This is a genomic window from Vibrio sp. DW001 (assembly GCF_029016285.1).
In the GTDB taxonomy this organism is placed as follows: domain Bacteria; phylum Pseudomonadota; class Gammaproteobacteria; order Enterobacterales; family Vibrionaceae; genus Vibrio.
The window spans coordinates 633,790-652,843 of record NZ_CP091975.1 but is presented as its reverse complement, the minus strand read 5'-3'; the positions used below and the strand labels follow the sequence as shown (position 1 = coordinate 652,843).

Genomic DNA, 19,054 nt, shown 5'->3' with positions numbered 1-19,054 from the left:
GTTAAGATCTAGTCGATTTTTAACTTACGGATTTTACCATCACGTGTCGTGATCAGGTATCCGTCGTTCACTTCAATTGGACCGACAGCAAAACCACTATCATTGATCAACTGCTGGGCAACAAATTCACCGGTATCCGTGTCCAGCCAATGTAAGTAACCTTCTGCATCACCAAAGACCAGATACCCATTTATTAACGCAGGCGCAGTGAGCAAACGGTTTTCTAACAGTTTATTTGTCCAGATTTCGGTACCACTACGGACATCGACAGCAGCGATATGATCGTTGTCTGAGACTAAGAACAAATCAGAACCATCTGTTGCCATATCCAAGGTAGATGAGTAGGTACGCTTCCACGCTGGAGCACCTGAACGCAAGTCAATGGCGATTAATTGACCATTGAAACCAACGGAATAAAGCATACCACCCAAGATAACGGGTGAGGAATCAACATCAACCAATCTATCTATTTCAGTTGCACCTTTTGGAATACCAATAGGTTGTTGCCATATTAACTGACCACGAGCAACAATTGCGGCGGCTAAACGACCATTCGCCGTTCCCCAAAAAACACCACCAGACACTGTAGATGGAGAGCTATCTCCTCTCAATGTCAGGTTAGGAACTTCTGTACTTATCGTCCACTCTTGTTCACCTGTTTCAGAGTCAAGAGCTTCTAAAATACCGCGACTTGTATTAACAATAACGAGGTTATTCTCAGTCGCTGGTTTCGATAGTACCTCACCCATAACTTGTTGACGCCAAAGCTCTTCACCTGTGTCGTTATCAAGTGCGATAACTTCACTATTCTCAGAACCAATAAACAGCTTTCCATAAGACGCAGTTATGCCACCAGATAAACGGGCAATACCTTCTTTTTCAAGATCGATCTTCCAAATGATTTTGCCATTTTCAGGATCCAACGCCTTAACTTCACCATCACGACTTGCGACAAATATTTTGTCGTAGGCAAACACAGGCTGCAGCTTTGAAAAGAACTGGCCAGCACCATCGCCTATTTCCGCAGACCAATCGCTGCTTGGAGTAAACTGGCTATTAACCTGTGGAACAGGCGCCATAACCACTGTGTCTTCCTCACTAGCACAACCCGCAAGTCCAATAATAATAGTGGTACTTAATAATACTCGACTGAGTGTTTTCTTCATTACTTCAGCCCTTACTTGGCAAGATCATCCAACTTAAACTGGATATCTTGGCTTGCATCTGCTGCTTGTTGAGCTTCAGTGTAGGCACTATATGCGGCATCTTTATCGCCTTTTCGCAGTAAAATATCACCTTTAAGTTCTGCGACTCTGCCTGCCCATGCTTTTGAATCTAACGCTCCAAGTGTTGCTAACGCATCATCAAATTGTTCTTTTTGAGCTTGGATTCGAGCAATGCGGAAGCTGGCAATTGGCCCTATCGCAATATCTTTAGTATTGGCTTTTGCCCACTCTAGTTGCGCTAATGCTTTATCCCATTCAGCAGCATCAACCTGAGCTTTTGCAAGCTGGAGTGCGGCTAGAACAGAATATTCAGTGTCTTTATTCGACTCGATAAAGCTCTCCACTTGAGAAGAAACGGCAACACCTTTGGTTGCAAGTTGCTCGATCACTTGTGAATAACTATCTGATGCAGCCTCTTTTGCTTCGATGACTGAATCTTGATAAAAACGCCAACCAAATAATCCACCGAAACCGATAACACCACCTAAAATGACGGCTTTACCGTTCTCTTTCCACCAATCTTTTATGGCTAGAACTTGATCTTCTTCGCTATCGTACAATTCCACTTTAAATCCTCTTAAACCAATTCTATTAGTTGAGCTGCAACATCGGCTTGCGCGACTGTTGTTTGCGATCCACCGATGAGGTCTTTTACCACAACAGTATTTTCAGCAACTTCATTCTCACCTAACACTAATGCAACCGCTGCACCGACTTTGTCTGCGCGCTTAAATTGTTTCTTAAAATTGCCGCCACCGAAATGGGTCATAATACGTAAACTCGGTAATGTTTCACGTAATTGTTCGGCTAACTTCATACCCGCTTTCATCGTGCCTTCACCTGCGGTAACTAAGTACACATCAACATTACGACGTACATCAGTTAACCCCAATGTATCGAGTAGTAAGACTAGACGCTCTAAGCCCATAGCAAACCCGACTCCAGGTGTCGCCTTTCCACCTAATTGCTCAACAAGTCCATCATAGCGACCCCCGCCACAAACCGTACCTTGAGCTCCTAAGCTTTCTGTAATCCATTCAAATACAGTTCGATTGTAATAATCTAAACCGCGTACTAAACGTTCATTAACTTGGTATTCGATTCCAGCAGAGTCAAGAAGTTCACACAATCCGGAAAAGTGTTGCACTGACTCTTCATCTAAAAATGAAGAGAGCTTTGGCGCATCACCTAAAATAGCTTGTACTTCTGGATTTTTGCTATCCAATACACGTAAAGGATTGGTATACATACGACGTTTACAATCGTCATCTAAAACATCTTCGTGCTGTTCAAGATACGTAACTAATGCATCACGATAATTAGCACGAGCCTCTAGAGAACCGATTGAGTTCAACTCTAAACGTACATGATCCGCAATGCCTAATTCTCGCCATAAACGTGCTGTCATAATGATCAGTTCTGCATCGACATCTGGACCATTAAGACCAAATACTTCGACACCAACTTGATGAAACTGACGATAGCGTCCTTTTTGAGGGCGCTCATGTCTAAACATTGGTCCCATATACCAAAGACGTTGCTCTTGGTTATACAGAAGACCATTTTCAATACCAGCACGAACACAACCCGCGGTCCCTTCAGGGCGCAGCGTTAAACTGTCCCCATTGCGGTCTTCAAAGGTATACATCTCCTTCTCAACAACGTCGGTCACTTCACCAATTGCACGGCTAAATAAATGCGTTTGCTCAACAATAGGCATACGTACTTCACTATACCCATAAGCACTAATTACTTGTTTTACTGTACTCTCTACTTTTTGCCAAAGTGGTGAGTCAGTTGGGAGGCAGTCGTTCATGCCTCGAATTGCTTGAATTGTTTTTGCCACTGTCTATTACCGTAAATCGTTGAGATTAATTACTTTCAATTTGGTTTATATCAATTCGTTGTTTCGCGTCCAAAATGGAGGCTTTTGCACGAATTTTTGCTTCTAAATTGTCGAGAAGATCATTGTTATCAAGGCGCTCTTTGGTTCGTTTACCATCTTCATAAAACGCACTTCTTCTTGCGCTACCAGCAAGCCCCAAATGAGAAACTTCCGCTTCACCGGGTCCATTTACTACGCAACCTATAAGAGATACGTCCATTGGAGTGGTAATATCTTCTAATCTCTGTTCCAGAGCGTTTACCGTTGCTATCACATCAAACTCTTGACGAGAACAGGTTGGGCAAGCAATGAAATTAATACCTCGAGAACGAATTCGCAGCGATTTCAGAATATCGAAACCCACTTTAATTTCTTCAATAGGGTCGGCGGCTAGAGAAATTCGTAATGTATCGCCAATACCTTCTGACAACAACAAACCGAGCCCTACCGCTGACTTAACGGAACCCGCTCTTGCTCCACCCGCTTCCGTAATACCTAAATGCAATGGCTGATCTATTTTTTGTGCCAGCAAACGGTAAGAGTCTACTGCTAGAAAAACATCCGAGGCTTTTACACTCACTTTGAATTGATCAAAATTGAGCCTATCAAGTATATCAACATGACGCATTGCTGATTCTACGAGAGCGGCGGGTGTAGGTTCGCCATACTTCTCTTGGATTTCTTTTTCTAACGACCCACCATTAACGCCAATACGAATCGGTATATTATTATCGCGAGCACAATCAACCACAGAACGAATTCGGCTTTCATTGCCGATATTGCCGGGATTAATTCGTAAACAGTCTACTCCGTACTCAGCCACTTTCAGGGCGATACGATAGTCAAAATGGATATCTGCGATAAGGGGAATAGAGACTTGTTGTTTGATCAGCTTAAAAGCTTCTGCTGAATCCATCGTTGGAACAGAAACTCGAACGATATCAGCGCCGACTTTTTCTAAAGCTCGTATTTGAGCGACAGTTGCAGCCACATCAGTAGTACGTGTATTGGTCATCGATTGCACAGCAATTGGTGCGCCGTCGCCAATAGGGACATCGCCGACGTATATTCTGGTCGATGAGCGACGTTTAATAGGGGATTCGTGTTGCATATTAGCTTCTAAGGTAAGGTGAATCTTGCTACTTTGCCAGTATTATACCCAGAAAGGTCAACTGGTTCATTCGCAAATGTCATCGATACGCCTTCAGGCGCACCCAAAATAATTTTATACGGTGCTTTTCCAGCAAATTTAATCGTACTACCTGCTTTTTTGACACCTGTGGCAAACGTTTTGCCGGTGGCATCTTTCACTTGCACCCAACAATCGGCAGAGAAGGTCATGGCTAATTCATTACCGCTTTTTTCCAGCGGTTCAGAATTATCTTCCGTGATGACGATTTCTGTTTCTACTTCGGACATCACTGCCGCTTCGCCATTTGCTTTTTCTAGCAATGCGGCTTGCTCAGCCGCTTCTTGTTGTAACTGTTCTACCGGCTTCCCCTGATCATCGTCAAGACTTGCTGGAAGTGTCACCGCTTCAGGCTGCTCAAATTGAGAGCGGTCAGGAGAAGCAGGTTCATTTGATTGTGGAGGTTCAGCCGCAATAACAGGCATGACAGCATCAACCGTGCTGACTTCCGTTAATGTATCTTGTTGGTTTTGATACCACCAGAGAGAAGAGATACCGATAATAACAACAAATATTATCCACGTTAGCTTCATTATGCGACTATCATGTTTATCTCTCTTAGTTTTTCGAGAAAAACTTTGCATTTCATGATCTGAGTGTTGCGCTTCTTTAAAGCTATCTAGAGAGGCAAGTACTTCTTTATCGTCTAAAGAAACCGCTTTTGCATAAGAACGTAAATAGCCGCGTGTAAACGTAGCGACTTGATCAAATTCATAGTTATTTGCATCGATACTTTGAATAATAGTGAGTCTCAACCTTAATCGGTCGGCGATTTCTTCTTGAGAAATACCCAGTTGCTCACGCTTAGTACGAAGCATATCCCCTGCCTGTACTCCAGCAACGGTCTCTACCACTTCTTCAGTTATAGTTGGTTCTTTTTCAGTAGTCATAGCTATGTATTTCTAATTTTTTGTAGAGCTCGGATATTTTACCTTAAGTATTTTAGCGTATTCGTTTGCTAACTCTTTATTACCTGCTTTATTTTCTAACTCTATAAGCAGATGTAAACTACTCAATTGGTATCCAAACCTATCGTGAAATTTAATTAGTCTAACCCTTGCATCATTATAATCCCCATTCTCTGACTCCAATTTAGACAATTGAAGCAGTGAGAAATAACGGTGTGGGTCATAATCCAAAGAACGCGTAAAATAATGCTCTGCTTTTGCTCTGTTACCACTCTTTAGTGAGCATATCGCTGCATTTTCTAAACTATCAACCACTTGATAGTTTGAAGGCTGCTTAATTGCACGGGTAAAAAACTCGTCGGCTTTTTCATATTGACCAAGTCGACATAAGAATGCACCGTAATTATTAAGCACTTCGCTGTTCTTTGGAGACTCCCGCAATGCTTTTATATACGTTTGTTCGGCAAGTATTTTCTCACCAACTAACTGATAATAATAAGCTATTGAATTCAATGTTCGGTAGTAATTTGGTGCGTATCTTATAGCTAATTCAAGATTTTCTCTTGCTTTAAGTCTATTTCCATCAGCAAGATAGCCTAAACCAAGCTCTATTCTTGCATCTGCCGCTTCAATATCACTATTTCTACCACTCATCTCTTGCTCAGTAACTGTAACACAACCCGTCACTGTGCATGCAAGAAATGTTGTTACAACCCATCTAACCATTGAATCAAAGCCTTAAATAAGCGCACGGGTCACACCCGATTCAATGATTGCAATCTTATCAGATTGATTTTACCGGAATTGGTTCCCCAAGCTGGTTCTGTTTTGTTCGTTTTGTTCTATCGATCACATCACCAACTAACTGACCACACGCTGCATCGATATCATCGCCGCGCGTTTTACGTACTGTTACCGTATGTTCATACTCCATTAGTGTCTTCTGGAAACGATCGATACGAGAGTTACTTGGCTTTTTGTATGGTGAACCAGGATAAGGATTAAATGGAATTAAATTGATCTTACAAGGTGTACCTTTCATTACTTCTGCGAGTTGTCTTGCATGTTGCATGTCATCATTTACATGATCCAACAAAACATATTCGATCGTAACCTTGCCACGGTTGGCGTTCGACGAGTCAACATATCGATGAATGGAAGCAAGTAGATCCTGAATGCTCCAGCGATCATTGATCGGCATAATCTGGCTACGAAGTTCATCTGTCGGAGCATGTAATGACACGGCCAAAGCCACATCAATAACACCTGTCATCTGATCCAAACCAGACACCACACCCGATGTAGATACGGTTACGCGACGCTTAGATAGACCGAAACCTAAATCATCGAGCATAATTTCTAATGCTGGTATCAAGTTTTTCATGTTCAAAAGTGGCTCACCCATCCCCATCATAACCACATTGGTAATTGGACGTCGGCCAGTATCTTTTTGTAACCCTATTTCTTTCGCCGCTCTCCATACCTGACCAATAATTTCAGATACCCTTAGATTACGGTTAAAACCTTGTTGACCCGTTGAGCAAAACGTACATTCAAGGGCGCATCCAACTTGAGAAGATACGCACAATGTCGCGCGTTCATCATCTGGGATATAGACCGTTTCGACATCTTGATCACCAACACGCATAGCCCATTTAATAGTGCCATCAGACGAATGCTGAGCATCGGAAACAAGAGGAGCACGGATCTCAGCGACACGCAGTAATTTTTCGCGTAGCTTTTTATTGATATTCGTCATTTGTTCGAAGTCATCGACGCCAAACTGGTAGATCCATTTCATCACCTGCTCTGCTCGGAAGGCTTTCTCACCTAATTCTTCAATAAAAAAATGGCGAAGACCTTTACGATCAAAATCCATTAAATTGACTTTTGCAGTAGTCATGTGACCTCTCGACGACAGTTGTTTTTCAAAATACTAAATAACCTGACCGCATTGTGCGTATCATCAAGTTAATTATAAATAAGGGCGCGAATTGTACAGCGTTTAATCAGGTACAACAAGGGTTGAAACACACTTGGTAGGTAAGGGATTGATTACTTAGAATATAGAATCTTGAACGTCTTTTTCCTGAAATCTAGTCTATTTTCCCAGATTTTAGAAGTGAGCAAAGTAAACGCTCAAGATTCCATTAGAAACGTTATCCTACGACACTATTCTACTCGAGGACAAATCTCTGATTCAGGGAAGAAAAATTCTATCTCGCGAGCCGCTGAGGCAGGGCTATCTGAACCGTGCACCGAGTTGAAACGCATGCTCAAGGCATAGTCATTACGGATCGTGCCACATGCGGCAGTGTCAGGGTTGGTTGTTCCCATAAGCTCTCTATAGCGTTCAATGGCATTTTCGCCTTCAAGCACCTGGACCATGACTGGACCTGATACCATGAACTCTTTTAGAGGAGGGAAGAACTCTTTACCTTCATGCTCTGCGTAAAAACCACTCGCTTGTGCATCCGTTAAGCGAAGCATTTTTGCTGCCACGACACGTAAACCCGCTTTCTCGATACGGTTATATATTTCACCAATAAGATTTCGCTTCACTGCGTCAGGCTTAACAATTGAGAATGTTCTTTCAAGGGCCATATGATTTCCTTTTTTACTTTTATTACCTTCACTATTCTTATTACGAAATGTGTAAGGTTTATGCTGATTGACTTTACGACGTTTATTCGGTGGTTTTATACCCATTCTATTAGGTAACCATTTAGGTTAATTGTAGAGGTATAAACCACCTTATTATTTTAACTAATGACTTTATATTATCTTTTACTTTGATTGGTCAACAAGAAAGCGCGCTAATGTGCGGACACCCATACCTGTTGCACCAGCGGACCATTTATCACTGGCCGATTTGCGATAAGTACCTGCGCAATCAAAGTGTAACCATCCTTTTTTGTGGTCTTCTACAAAATAAGATAAGAAAGCAGCGGCAGTACTCGCACCGGGTGCGAAATCACCACTGCTGATATTAGACAAATCGGCAAAACTGGAAGGTAACATGCCTCTATGAAAATCGGCTAGTGGCAATGGCCACAGACCTTCTTTCTCTTCGTTTGCGCTGGTTAATACTTTATGGGACAGCTCATCATCAAATGACAACAGTGCATGGAAATCATTACCCAATGCGTTTTTAGCGGCACCTGTTAACGTAGCACAGTCGATAATAAGCTCTGGGTTTTGCTCACTGGCAAAGATGAGGCCATCAGCCAAAACCAAACGCCCTTCTGCATCTGTGTTCATTATTTCGACAGTTTTGCCATTTTTATAGGTGATAATATCACCGAGCTTTAGTGCTCGACCTGACACCATATTTTCTGCACAACATAGGATAAGCTTAACGCGCTTATTCAAACCACGAAGAATCGCCAACCCTAAACCACCAGTAATGGTACCAGCACCACCCATATCAGCCTTCATCGATGTCATGCCGTTAGAAGGTTTTAAACTATAACCACCAGAATCAAAAGTGATACCTTTACCGACGAGGCAAGCAAAGACAGGGGCATCTTTATCGCCCGTTGGGTTGTAATCTAGCTGAAGCATTGCCGACGTCCTTTCAGACCCACGACCCACAGCAAAAATTCCTGTCCAACCTTCTGACAGCAAATCTTTATCTTTGACAATACGGTAAGTAACGTTTTCTGGAGAGAGCGATTTTATGAACTCACCTGCCATAGAAGCAAGCTGCCTTGGCGCTACCTCTTCTGCTGGTTTATTGATTATATCGCGAACCCAATCAGTGGTTTTTATTCTTGCTTCTAGCTCTTTTTGATCGGCATCTTCTAATGCAGTCCAATCCACATTACCTTTGTTTTTTGGAGAACGGAATCCTTGTAAAAAAGTCCAAACTTCCTCTAGTCCCCAACCGTCACCGATTAATTGGATTGACTTAATTCCATTGCCTTCAAGCTTTCTTGCCGCTTTTTGAATAACACCGGTATCGTGTGAACCATCTGTATGTATCTGCGCGCCATTTTCGTTAAATGAGATAACCGCTTTTTCGCCCCATTGGGCATCCGCTTGATCTTTTGATATCTGTACTTGCATCTGTGTAGACATAATTTCTCCTAGCTCTATATGCAGCGCTCTTTTTTATAACTGCGTCTTTTTTCGGCGATCGTAATTACCGTCTAAGTTGTCACTATTACAAACGAAATAGAAGGGCTATGCCCTTCTATTTTTTAAATTATTTACTTTTTACTCTTCAACATTAATCTTATGATTAATCCATTTCATCCATCCAACAGAGAATGATGGCTTCTAATATCTTCTCATTAGAACGTTGAGGATCGTCATCAAACTCTTCCAGTTCTGTGATCCATTTATGTAAATCAGTAAACCGTACCGTTTTAGGATCAGTATCTGGATACAAATCACACAATTCAATTGCAATATCTAGAGAATCAGTCCATTTCATCATTTGCTCCCTTTCGTAAACTTAGTGCTCTTCTGATGCGTGGTTAACCGTATACTTTGGTATCTCAACCACGAGATCTTCATCCGCGACGATGGCTTGACAACCTAAGCGGGACTCAGGCTCAAGCCCCCACGCTTTGTCTAACATATCATCTTCTATTTCATCACTCTCATTGAGAGAATCAAACCCTTCACGAACGACAATATGGCACGTTGTACATGAGCATGATTTCTCACACGCATGCTCAATTCCAATACCATTTTTTAACGCTACATCAAGAACCGTTTCACCTGATTTTGCTTCCAACACTGCGCCTTCAGGGCAAAGATCTTCATGGGGTAATACAACTATCTTGGGCATATTCTCTTCCTACTCTTAAATCAGTACAGCAAACTAAATATCATCAACAGATTGACCCGAAAGTGCACGACGAATCGAAATATCCATTCGACGAGACGCAAATTCTTGGCTCGCTTTGTCTGTTTCTTTAATACCTTGCTCTATTGCATCTGCATTATTGCCATTTCGAAGCGCAATAAGTGCTTCAATGGCTTTTATAAGTTCTTTACTTTCGTCATCTGTAAGCAATGCATCACCATCAGCTTTCATCGCGGCGACTAATCCTTCGATTACTCTGTCAGCCTCAACTTTTTGCTCTGATAATGCTCTCGCCTCCATATCATCTCGGGCATGCGTCATCGAGTCTCTTAGCATGTTAGCAATTTCATCATCGCTTAGTCCGTACGAAGGCTTAACCTGAATCTCGGCTTGAACCCCGGTACTTTTTTCCATCGCGGTAACAGACAACAACCCATCCGCATCAACCTGATAGGTCACACGTATATGAGCCGCTCCAGCCGCCATTGGAGGAATACCTTTAAGAGAAAACTTAGCGAGGGAGCGACAGTCGTCAATTAACTCTCGTTCACCTTGTGTGACGTGCACAATCATCCCTGTTTGCCCATCTTTAAAGGTCGTGAACTCTTGTGCTTTGGCGACAGGTATTGTGGTATTACGTGGAATAATTTTTTCGACCAGTCCACCCATGGTTTCAATACCCAATGAAAGTGGGATAACATCTAACAATAGCATTTCAGAGTCAGGCTTGTTGCCAACCAATATATCGGCCTGAATCGCGGCACCAATGGCGACCACTTCATCTGGATTTATCGTGGTAAGTGGCGTGCGACCAAAGAAGTCTCCGACCATCTCGCGTACGAGAAGAATACGAGTTGACCCTCCGACCATAACGACTTCTAACACCTCTTCACTATCTACATCGGCATCTTTCAACACACGGCGACAAGAAAGCAGTGTTTTCTTAATGAGTGGTTGTATCAGGCTTTCAAATTCGTCACGTGTTAACACACACGTCTCATTGAAAAGAGAGACTTCGGCGGACAACTCTTTTGACAGCGCAATTTTTGCTTCTGTCGCCGCATCCAATAATGTTCTGTTTTGTTGCGCAGATAATGGGGACGCTAACCCGAGCTGTTTCTGGAAATAGTTCGCGATCAAATGGTCGAAATCATCACCACCTAACGCAGAGTCACCACCAGTAGCAAGTACTTCAAATATACCTTTAGAAAGACGCAAAATGGAGATATCAAATGTACCGCCACCTAAGTCGTAAACCGCGATAACGCCTTCCTTTCCCGAATCTAATCCATACGCGATAGCCGCTGCGGTAGGTTCATTGAGTAACCTGAGCACCTTCATTCCTGCTAATGTTGCCGCGTCTTTTGTACCGGCTCGCTGCGCATCATCAAAATAAGCGGGAACCGTAATGACAACACCTTCTAACTCTCCGCCTAATGTATTTTCAGCTCGCTCGTTTAACGCTTTTAGGATATCAGCCGAAACTTCGATAGGATTTTTAACGCCGGCTTTGGTTTGCAATAATGGCAAACCATTGTCACTTTCAAGAAAATCATATGGCAACAATGGATAACGTGTTTGGATATCAGCCAATGATCGACCGATAAGTCGCTTCACGGAGATGATGGTATTACTGGGGTCTGTTTGAGCATGACTTCTCGCTTCAGCGCCAACTTGATGGCTTTGGTCTTGGTGTTTTTTATTTTGATAGTAGACAACTGAAGGTAGAATATGGTTTCCGTTTTCATCCGGTAAAGGTGAAGCGGTACCGCTTCGTACAGAGGCAACAAGTGAGTTTGTCGTGCCTAAATCAATACCGACAGCAAGTTTACTTTCATGTGGCGCTGGGCTTTGTCCAGGTTCAGCAATTTGCAATAACATTGAGCGTCCTTATTTGAGCCGCGAATATCTTATTCAACATGCTCAATTTTATTCTTAATTTTTACAACAAAATTGAGTTTCGTATCTGACCTGTTGATTAACCAACGAGTTTGTCTTCAACGCGCTCAACTTCATTTTTAAGTTTTACAATAAATTTAAGTTTACGTACCCGATCGGTCGCTTGTTCCCAGAGGGATTCATCGAGTTCTTTTTTAACATCGAGTAGGATTTGTTTGTACATTTTGCTGACCTTGTTGTCAAACTCAAACAGGTCATCTTCAGAAGCAATATTTTCTAACTCTTCGCGAAGCTCCATTTGCTCCATCAAAAACACAGGATCTTGCAATGTTTTTTGCTCGCCCTTAATATCGAAGCCGTTAAGCATTAGGATATATTCTGCACGAGTAATGGGTTGCTTTAACGCTTGATACGCGTCGTTTATCTGCGCCGCTTTTTGCACTGACAGAAGACGATCTCTTTCTGAAGCCATTGCAAAATTATCGGGATGAAATTGACGCTGTAAGTCTCTAAACTTAGAAGAAAGAAGGCTACCATCCAATTCATATTGGATAGGTAGCCCGAATAGTTCAAAATGAGTCATTAAGATAAGTTCCAGTTTGCTAGAGAGATGAGAACTAGAAATAGCAGTTAAACGGTAAAGCTTTCACCACAACCACACTCATCTTTTACGTTCGGATTATTAAACTGAAAGCCTTCATTTAAGCCTTCTTTCACAAAATCTAGTTCAGTACCATCAAGGTAAACCAAGCTTTTTGGATCAATGATAATCTTAACCGTGTTCGTTTCGAACACTTCATCTTCTTCGTTTAACTGGTCAACAAACTCCAACACATACGCCATTCCTGAGCATCCAGTGGTTTTCACCCCAAGACGCAATCCAATACCTGAACCTCGGTTATCAAGAAATGTTTGTACTCGGCTTGCTGCCGCTTCAGTCATCGAGATGGCCATACTTAAACCTTAGAATTTCGTTCTTGTACTAGGGAGGAAAATCCTCCCTTATTTCCAGTTAATGCTAATAATTAGCTAACGGTGCTACCGTTAACAATCGCTATTATTGATGCTTTTTTTTGTAGTCAGATACCGCGGCTTTGATCGCATCTTCAGCAAGAATAGAACAATGCACTTTTACGGGTGGAAGTTCCAGTTCCTCTGCAATTTCTGAGTTCTGGATCGCTGCCGCTTCATCGATACTTTTGCCTTTAACCCACTCTGTAACTAATGAGCTAGAGGCAATAGCGGAACCACAACCATAGGTTTTGAATTTCGCATCTTCGATAATACCTTCTGGTGACACTTTAATCTGTAGCTTCATCACGTCGCCACAAGCTGGTGCACCTACCATGCCACTACCTACGCTTGGATCTTCTTTATCAAAAGACCCTACATTGCGTGGGTTTTCATAATGGTCGATTACTTTTTCACTATAAGCCATAATTTTTTCCTCGAATCCTCTATTTCATTAAGATCAATGATGGGCCCACTCTACCGAGCTCAAATCAACCCCTTCTTTATACATATCCCATAGAGGAGACATGTCTCGTAACTTGCTGACGGCAACACGAATTTGTTGAACCGCGTAGTCAATTTCTTCTTCTGTCGTAAAACGACCAAAAGAGAATCGTACCGAGCTGTGTGCCAATTCGTCGTCAAGACCAAGAGCACGTAAAACATAAGATGGTTCTAGACTCGCTGATGTACAAGCAGAGCCTGAAGATACCGCAAGGTCTTTCAGTGCCATCAACAGAGATTCACCTTCAACAAAAGCAAAGCTGATATTTAAATTATTTGGTAAGCGTTGCTCAAGGTCACCGTTAATCGTCAATGCTTCCATACCTTCAAGGCCCGCAAGCATTCTTTCACGCATCGCTAATCCATGGTCGAAATCTTGTTGCATCTCTTCTTTAGCGATACGGAACGCTTCGCCCATACCAACAATTTGATGAGTGGCTAAAGTACCAGAACGGAATCCGCGCTCATGACCACCACCGTGCATTTGTGCTTCTAAACGGATACGGGGCTTGCGACGAACATATAACGCGCCAATCCCTTTTGGTCCGTAAACTTTATGAGCAGAGAAAGAGATAAGGTCTACTTTCATCTCTTGCACATCAATAGGTAATTTACCCGCGGACTGAGCAGCGTCTACGTGGAATATAATTTTTCGCTCGCGACATAACTCGCCGATAGAGCTGATGTCTTGAATGACACCAATTTCATTGTTTACATGCATGAACGAGACTAAAACCGTATCTTCACGCAATGCGTCTTGTAATTTATTCAGGTCGATAAGACCGTTTGTTTCCGGCGTAAGATACGTTACTTCAAATCCTTCACGTTCCAACTGACGACAAGGGTCTAGAACCGCTTTATGCTCAGTTTTACAGGTAATAATATGCTTACCTTTTTTACCGTAAAAATGTGCAGCGCCTTTAATGGCAAGGTTGTCTGATTCTGTTGCGCCGGATGTGATAACTATCTCACGTGGATCCGCATTGATAAGATCGGCGATTTGCTCACGAGCGGTGTCTACCGCTTCTTCTGCCTGCCAGCCGTAACGATGTGAACGCGATGCAGGGTTACCAAAATTACCGTCCATCGTCATACACTGAACCATTTTTTCTGCGACTCTTGGGTCAACAGGGCACGTAGCTGAATAATCAAAATAAATAGGCAGTTTCATTTTTTACTCCAGTGAAAAAAATTGCCGCTATGAGCGAACATTTGCACTGATGGGCTCGACAGTGCTTTTTGTTTTTTGTGTATACCCGTTATTAACCACCAGTTCAATTCCCTGGCGATCAGCGATCTCTAATACTTCATTATCTGTCATAAGTTGACCAAGCGTGATGTTGTCTAAGAAATCACTTATTCGATCACTTAGATCCCGCCAGAGCGTATGAGTTAGACAGCGTGTACCACCTTGGCAACCACTCTTTCCACCGCATTTTGTTGCGTCAACGGACTCATCAACGGCAGAAATAATAATGCCGATAGATATATCAAACGCTTGTCTACCTAAGCGATAACCACCACCTGGGCCTCTTACGCTGGCCACCAAACCCGCCTTGCGCAGTTTTGAAAATAATTGCTCCAAATACGAGAGCGAAATACCTTGGCGCTCAGATATATCGGCTAGTGGCACCGGTCCCTCTTGGGAATTAAGTGCAACATCTAGCATTGCAGTTACTGCATATCTTCCTTTAGATGTAAGTCTCATATCACACTCTTTACTATGTCTAATATAGTTAGAGTTTTTCATACCCGACTAAATTGGTCAAGTATTTATTTGACTAAATTAGTCAAGTATTTAACCTTTCAAGGAAAAGGGTTATTTTTTGCCTGGTAACTGCTTCTCAACAGAGGTTAAAATCCCTCTTAAAATGTTGATTTCTTGAGACTCTGGTCGAGCGCGATTAAATAATCGTCTCAGTTTAGTCATCACCATATTTGGTTTGTCCTGAGCAATAAACTGGGTACTCGTTATCACTTTTTCAAGGTGTTCATAGAACATCTCTAACTCTTTGTGACGTGGATACTCTTCTTCACGCGTCGGGTAATCACTTTGTAGACGATTAAGATGGGCAACTCTCACTTCATAGGAGAGCGTCTGTACTGCCATAGCAAGGTTCAAAGAACTGTATTCTGGATTCGCTGGAATGCAAACATGATAGTGACAGGCCTGCAGCTCTTCATTTGTGAGACCGGTGCGTTCGCGACCAAAAATCAGCGCAACAGGGTGATTTTCGCCTTCTATAGCAAATTTTTCACCACACTCTCTTGGTTCAAGCATTGGCCATTCTAATGTACGAGAACGTGCACTAGAACCAACAACCAAACCACAATCGGCTACCGCTTCTTCTAAACTATCGACTATAACTGCATTTTGAGCGATATCTGCCGCCCCTGCAGCTAATGCTCGAGTTTGGGCATCGACTTCACACTCAGGTTTAACCAAAACAAGTTGGCTTAGCCCCATGACTTTCATTGCTCGTGCGGCAGAACCAATATTACCGGGATGAGATGTCCCTATGAGTATTACTTTAACGTTATCTAACATGCTCAAAATTACCCAATTTGAAAAACCGTAGAATGGTAGCACAGCTAGGGTTTCCGGGGAACTGAGTGTGCTACTGTTCGCTCAATATAAGCAGAAAATTATTGGTTAAATATTCCGTATACAAGCCAAATTAAAACCCACTCTGGTATCCATCTATCGATGCCCTTCTTCACCACCTTTCATAGTGCAAAAAATAACCACTTCCATTTTTTGATAGCTCTGCTATACTCGCGGCCGCTTTCTGTTCTTTAACATCTGTTGGGTATAAATTTATGCATCCTATGCTAAATATCGCTATTCGCGCTGCGCGAAAAGCTGGCAATCATATTGCCAAATCATTAGAAAATGCTGAAAAAATCGAAGCTACACTAAAAGGTAGTAATGACTACGTAACGAACGTAGACAAAGAAGCTGAAGTTATCATCATCGATATCATCAAAGCAGCCTACCCTGATCACTGCATCCTTGCAGAAGAAACCGGTACAATCGAAGGCAAAGATAAAGGCGTGCAATGGATCATTGACCCACTAGATGGCACAACTAACTTTGTAAAAGGTTTCCCTCAATTCTCAGTTTCAATTGCAGTTCGCATGAATGGCAGAACTGAAGTTGCCTGTGTTTATGACCCAATGTTAAATGAGCTTTTCACCGCTCAACGTGGTTCTGGCGCACAACTAAATAACTCACGTATTCGCGTAAAACAACTTAAAGATCTAGAAGGTACTGTTCTAGGAACCGGTTTTCCATTCAAGCAGAAACAACATTCTGAAGCTTATTTCAAAATCATGACATCACTATTTACTGAGTGTTCTGACTTCCGTCGTGCAGGTTCAGCAGCGCTTGATTTATGTTATGTAGCGGCTGGTCGTGTAGACGGTTTCTTTGAGCTTGGTCTTAAACCATGGGATATGGCGGCGGGTGAACTTATCGCTCGTGAAGCTGGCGCTATCCTAACTGACTTCGCCGGTGGTACAAATTACATGGAATCTGGTAACGTCGTTGCATCAAGTGCCCGCGGTACTAAGAATATTCTAAAGCATATCCGTGAAAACGGTAACAGCGCCATTCTAAAATAGAATCCAGAATTCAATCTATCCAGCCCTCATCGAAAGATGGGGGCTTTTTTTATGCTCAGATAATTACATAACAGCTACTGACAGACTGTCGTCAGTAGCTGTTATGTAAGATGATGACAAGACATAAGGAATGATTATGATTGTATTAAAACAAGCAACCACTGAATTTGATGGAATCCATACTTGAGGGTCAAAAAGATATCCAAGCTTTGAATGCTCATTTAACGTATCATTTATTTATTTTTGGAGAAAAATTAAGCTATTTTGACTTATTTGCTTATGCCATAATTAAGAATATTAATTCTCAGGATATACCGACACCGCTAACAGAAGTTGTCCGACAATATCCTCAGTTGTCCGATTACATTTCAAGGGTTGAGAGTGAGCTTCTACTAAGACGTCGCACTTAGTCTTTTAGTTCTTAATTAAAGTGAGTAGTCATATGAATTACATTGCGCTGTCTAAGTCTACTATTGAGTCTGAACACATTTGCTGTGCCTATTCTGATAAAAAATGCCGCGATAGTTATGAAGCGAAAAAATCTTGGTTATCAAGAGAGTTTGATAATGGGTATGTATTTAGGCGCCTAAATGAAAGAGCGAAAGTATTCATTGAGTATGGTCCTGCAGAAAATGCGTGGTTACCCATTGAAGCACCCGGTTATTTAGCGCTTGGCTGCTTTTGGGTCTCGGGTAAATATAAGAATCATGGCCATGGAAAACAGCTGTTAGCGCAAGCAGTAGAAGACGCTAAGCAAGCAAACATGCGAGGGTTAGTCACTGTCGTTGGGAAAAAGAAAAATCATTTTATGAGCGACACTAAATGGTTACTTAAGCAGGGCTTCATAGTCACTGATAAAACGGAATGTAATTTCGTTTTACTTTCTCTCTCATTCGAACCTAACAATGAAATGCCTAAATTTTCAGACTGTGTTAGAAAGAGCAACGTCGATGTTGAAGGGTGTGTTGTCTATTATTCTAACCGATGCCCCTACTCCGAATACCATGTTACTCACTCTTTAGTTGAGAGCTGCCATAAACGTGAAATCGCACTTAAGGTAATTAAACTAGAAACCCAAGAGATGGCTCAGAGCTGTCCGTCACCCGCCACTATTTTCAGCCTTTACTATAATGGTAGGTTTATAACCACAGATATTAGTGCGTGTATGGATAGCCGTTTTGATAGATTTATTCCATCTGACAAAGAATAAAGGCATCTAAGCTTATTTCATTATTAATTGAGAATGCACGTGTTGTTAAGCATGCATTGTGTATTCTATCCAATCGAAAAACTCGAAAGTCTTCACGTATTTCACACCAACTTGCTAGCGTCCATCCATTCCCCCAGAAAGCCAAGCCTAATGGACGTATAGCGCGCTGAGTCTGTGTCTCTTCTGCATCACTCAAGTATTCATCTGAGCATTTCTGGACCAATTTAGCACCGAGAGACAAAGCGAGCAGCTCTTCTTCTGTAAACATCAGGCGTGGCATATCGAAACTTTTATCGAGCCGATATCCGACACGCGTTTCACTCACTATAGGTATACCAGACAAACAAAGATCATTGATATAGCGATAGATAGTACGGATGGATACATTCATTCGTTCAGCTAAGTAAGAAGCCGTTGTTACTCGCCTGCTGCGAATAATCTCAACCATCTGAAATTGTTTTTCTATACGACCCAATGTTACACCGATAGTTTGTGTTTTTATTATCGAAACTTAACCGATTCAAAACAAAGCAAAAAATTTGTAGTGATGAATTAGAACAATCACATTGATGATGTAAACAAATTGAACTCGATTCCGCGAACCGCTCAAAACATCCATGTGCGGACACATTCTGTCTGACCCGTATCTAGTGGAATAGGTATACCGAATAAAGGATTGTGGTTAAGTTTACTGAGCCGTTAATGTTATAGATTGGAATGTAAACCAAACATAAGTTTTGAGAGAGAAATAAAAAAACCGTAGCTTTCGCTACGGTTTTTTT

Annotated in this window: 21 protein-coding genes; 2 read left to right on the top strand and 19 right to left on the bottom strand. The window is 42.1% G+C overall.

Going from position 1 to position 19,054, the window contains the following annotated elements:
- Positions 1 to 8: 8 nt before the first annotated feature.
- The 18 genes from bamB to trmJ all read right to left on the bottom strand — a co-directional run bounded on the left by bamB (position 9) and on the right by trmJ (position 15,986).
- Positions 9 to 1,166: an outer membrane protein assembly factor BamB gene (gene bamB / locus L3V77_RS03170; protein ID WP_275135690.1), complete on the bottom strand. Its 1,158-nt coding sequence runs from the start codon at positions 1,164 to 1,166 to the stop codon at positions 9 to 11.
- An 11-nt stretch (positions 1,167 to 1,177) separates the two neighbouring features.
- A complete protein-coding gene (locus L3V77_RS03165) occupies positions 1,178 to 1,792 on the bottom strand; it encodes a YfgM family protein (protein WP_275135689.1) in 615 nt (204 codons plus the stop codon).
- Between the two features lie 11 nt (positions 1,793 to 1,803).
- On the bottom strand, positions 1,804 to 3,072 hold the full coding sequence (gene hisS / locus L3V77_RS03160) for a histidine--tRNA ligase (protein WP_275135688.1): 1,269 nt from the start codon (positions 3,070 to 3,072) through the stop codon (positions 1,804 to 1,806).
- A gap of 25 nt (positions 3,073 to 3,097) precedes the next feature.
- Positions 3,098 to 4,222 carry a flavodoxin-dependent (E)-4-hydroxy-3-methylbut-2-enyl-diphosphate synthase gene (gene ispG, locus L3V77_RS03155; protein ID WP_275135687.1) on the bottom strand — a complete coding sequence of 375 codons (1,125 nt, stop codon included), beginning with the start codon at positions 4,220 to 4,222 and terminating at the stop codon, positions 3,098 to 3,100.
- A gap of 8 nt (positions 4,223 to 4,230) precedes the next feature.
- Positions 4,231 to 5,190 carry a cytoskeleton protein RodZ gene (rodZ, locus tag L3V77_RS03150; RefSeq protein WP_275135686.1) on the bottom strand — a complete coding sequence of 320 codons (960 nt, stop codon included), beginning with the start codon at positions 5,188 to 5,190 and terminating at the stop codon, positions 4,231 to 4,233.
- A gap of 12 nt (positions 5,191 to 5,202) precedes the next feature.
- Positions 5,203 to 5,934 (bottom strand): type IV pilus biogenesis/stability protein PilW, encoded by a 732-nt coding sequence (gene pilW, locus L3V77_RS03145; protein WP_275135685.1) that lies wholly within the window; start codon positions 5,932 to 5,934, stop codon positions 5,203 to 5,205.
- 58 nt (positions 5,935 to 5,992) lie between these two features.
- The gene (locus L3V77_RS03140) at positions 5,993 to 7,111 is read right to left on the bottom strand and encodes a bifunctional tRNA (adenosine(37)-C2)-methyltransferase TrmG/ribosomal RNA large subunit methyltransferase RlmN (protein ID WP_275135684.1); all 1,119 of its coding nucleotides are present in this window, start codon (positions 7,109 to 7,111) and stop codon (positions 5,993 to 5,995) included.
- Positions 7,112 to 7,380: 269 nt separating this feature from the next.
- The gene (ndk, locus tag L3V77_RS03135) at positions 7,381 to 7,812 is read right to left on the bottom strand and encodes a nucleoside-diphosphate kinase (RefSeq protein WP_275136681.1); all 432 of its coding nucleotides are present in this window, start codon (positions 7,810 to 7,812) and stop codon (positions 7,381 to 7,383) included.
- 183 nt (positions 7,813 to 7,995) lie between these two features.
- A complete protein-coding gene (gene pepB, locus L3V77_RS03130) occupies positions 7,996 to 9,288 on the bottom strand; it encodes an aminopeptidase PepB (RefSeq protein ID WP_275135683.1) in 1,293 nt (430 codons plus the stop codon).
- A gap of 163 nt (positions 9,289 to 9,451) precedes the next feature.
- Positions 9,452 to 9,646, bottom strand: a complete 195-nt coding sequence (gene iscX / locus L3V77_RS03125; protein WP_275136680.1) for a Fe-S cluster assembly protein IscX — start codon at positions 9,644 to 9,646, stop codon at positions 9,452 to 9,454.
- Between the two features lie 21 nt (positions 9,647 to 9,667).
- Positions 9,668 to 10,006 (bottom strand): ISC system 2Fe-2S type ferredoxin, encoded by a 339-nt coding sequence (gene fdx / locus L3V77_RS03120; RefSeq protein ID WP_275135682.1) that lies wholly within the window; start codon positions 10,004 to 10,006, stop codon positions 9,668 to 9,670.
- Between the two features lie 33 nt (positions 10,007 to 10,039).
- On the bottom strand, positions 10,040 to 11,905 hold the full coding sequence (hscA, locus tag L3V77_RS03115) for a Fe-S protein assembly chaperone HscA (RefSeq protein ID WP_275135681.1): 1,866 nt from the start codon (positions 11,903 to 11,905) through the stop codon (positions 10,040 to 10,042).
- 97 nt (positions 11,906 to 12,002) lie between these two features.
- Positions 12,003 to 12,506, bottom strand: coding sequence for a co-chaperone HscB (gene hscB / locus L3V77_RS03110; protein ID WP_275135680.1), 504 nt, complete (start codon positions 12,504 to 12,506; stop codon positions 12,003 to 12,005).
- Between the two features lie 47 nt (positions 12,507 to 12,553).
- Complete coding sequence (gene iscA / locus L3V77_RS03105) at positions 12,554 to 12,877, bottom strand: iron-sulfur cluster assembly protein IscA (RefSeq protein ID WP_195702344.1); 324 nt, start codon at positions 12,875 to 12,877, stop codon at positions 12,554 to 12,556.
- 103 nt (positions 12,878 to 12,980) lie between these two features.
- Entirely contained in the window at positions 12,981 to 13,361 is a 381-nt protein-coding gene (iscU, locus tag L3V77_RS03100) for a Fe-S cluster assembly scaffold IscU (protein WP_195702343.1), read from the bottom strand.
- A gap of 33 nt (positions 13,362 to 13,394) precedes the next feature.
- Positions 13,395 to 14,609 (bottom strand): IscS subfamily cysteine desulfurase, encoded by a 1,215-nt coding sequence (locus tag L3V77_RS03095; RefSeq protein WP_195702342.1) that lies wholly within the window; start codon positions 14,607 to 14,609, stop codon positions 13,395 to 13,397.
- Positions 14,610 to 14,636: 27 nt separating this feature from the next.
- Positions 14,637 to 15,146, bottom strand: a complete 510-nt coding sequence (iscR, locus tag L3V77_RS03090; RefSeq protein WP_195702341.1) for a Fe-S cluster assembly transcriptional regulator IscR — start codon at positions 15,144 to 15,146, stop codon at positions 14,637 to 14,639.
- A 111-nt stretch (positions 15,147 to 15,257) separates the two neighbouring features.
- The gene (gene trmJ, locus L3V77_RS03085; RefSeq protein WP_275135679.1) at positions 15,258 to 15,986 is read right to left on the bottom strand and encodes a tRNA (cytosine(32)/uridine(32)-2'-O)-methyltransferase TrmJ; all 729 of its coding nucleotides are present in this window, start codon (positions 15,984 to 15,986) and stop codon (positions 15,258 to 15,260) included.
- Positions 15,987 to 16,258: 272 nt separating this feature from the next.
- On the opposite strand from trmJ, the gene suhB reads away from it, so the two are divergent.
- Together suhB and L3V77_RS03075 are read left to right on the top strand one after the other, a co-directional pair.
- On the top strand, positions 16,259 to 17,062 hold the full coding sequence (suhB, locus tag L3V77_RS03080) for an inositol-1-monophosphatase (protein WP_275135678.1): 804 nt from the start codon (positions 16,259 to 16,261) through the stop codon (positions 17,060 to 17,062).
- Between the two features lie 442 nt (positions 17,063 to 17,504).
- On the top strand, positions 17,505 to 18,272 hold the full coding sequence (locus L3V77_RS03075; RefSeq protein WP_275135677.1) for an N-acetyltransferase: 768 nt from the start codon (positions 17,505 to 17,507) through the stop codon (positions 18,270 to 18,272).
- Here L3V77_RS03075 and L3V77_RS03070 read toward each other — a convergent pair.
- Positions 18,250 to 18,747 carry an HTH domain-containing protein gene (locus L3V77_RS03070; RefSeq protein WP_275135676.1) on the bottom strand — a complete coding sequence of 166 codons (498 nt, stop codon included), beginning with the start codon at positions 18,745 to 18,747 and terminating at the stop codon, positions 18,250 to 18,252. The two genes, L3V77_RS03075 and L3V77_RS03070, sit on opposite strands and share 23 nt — an antisense overlap.
- Positions 18,748 to 19,054 lie beyond the last annotated feature (307 nt).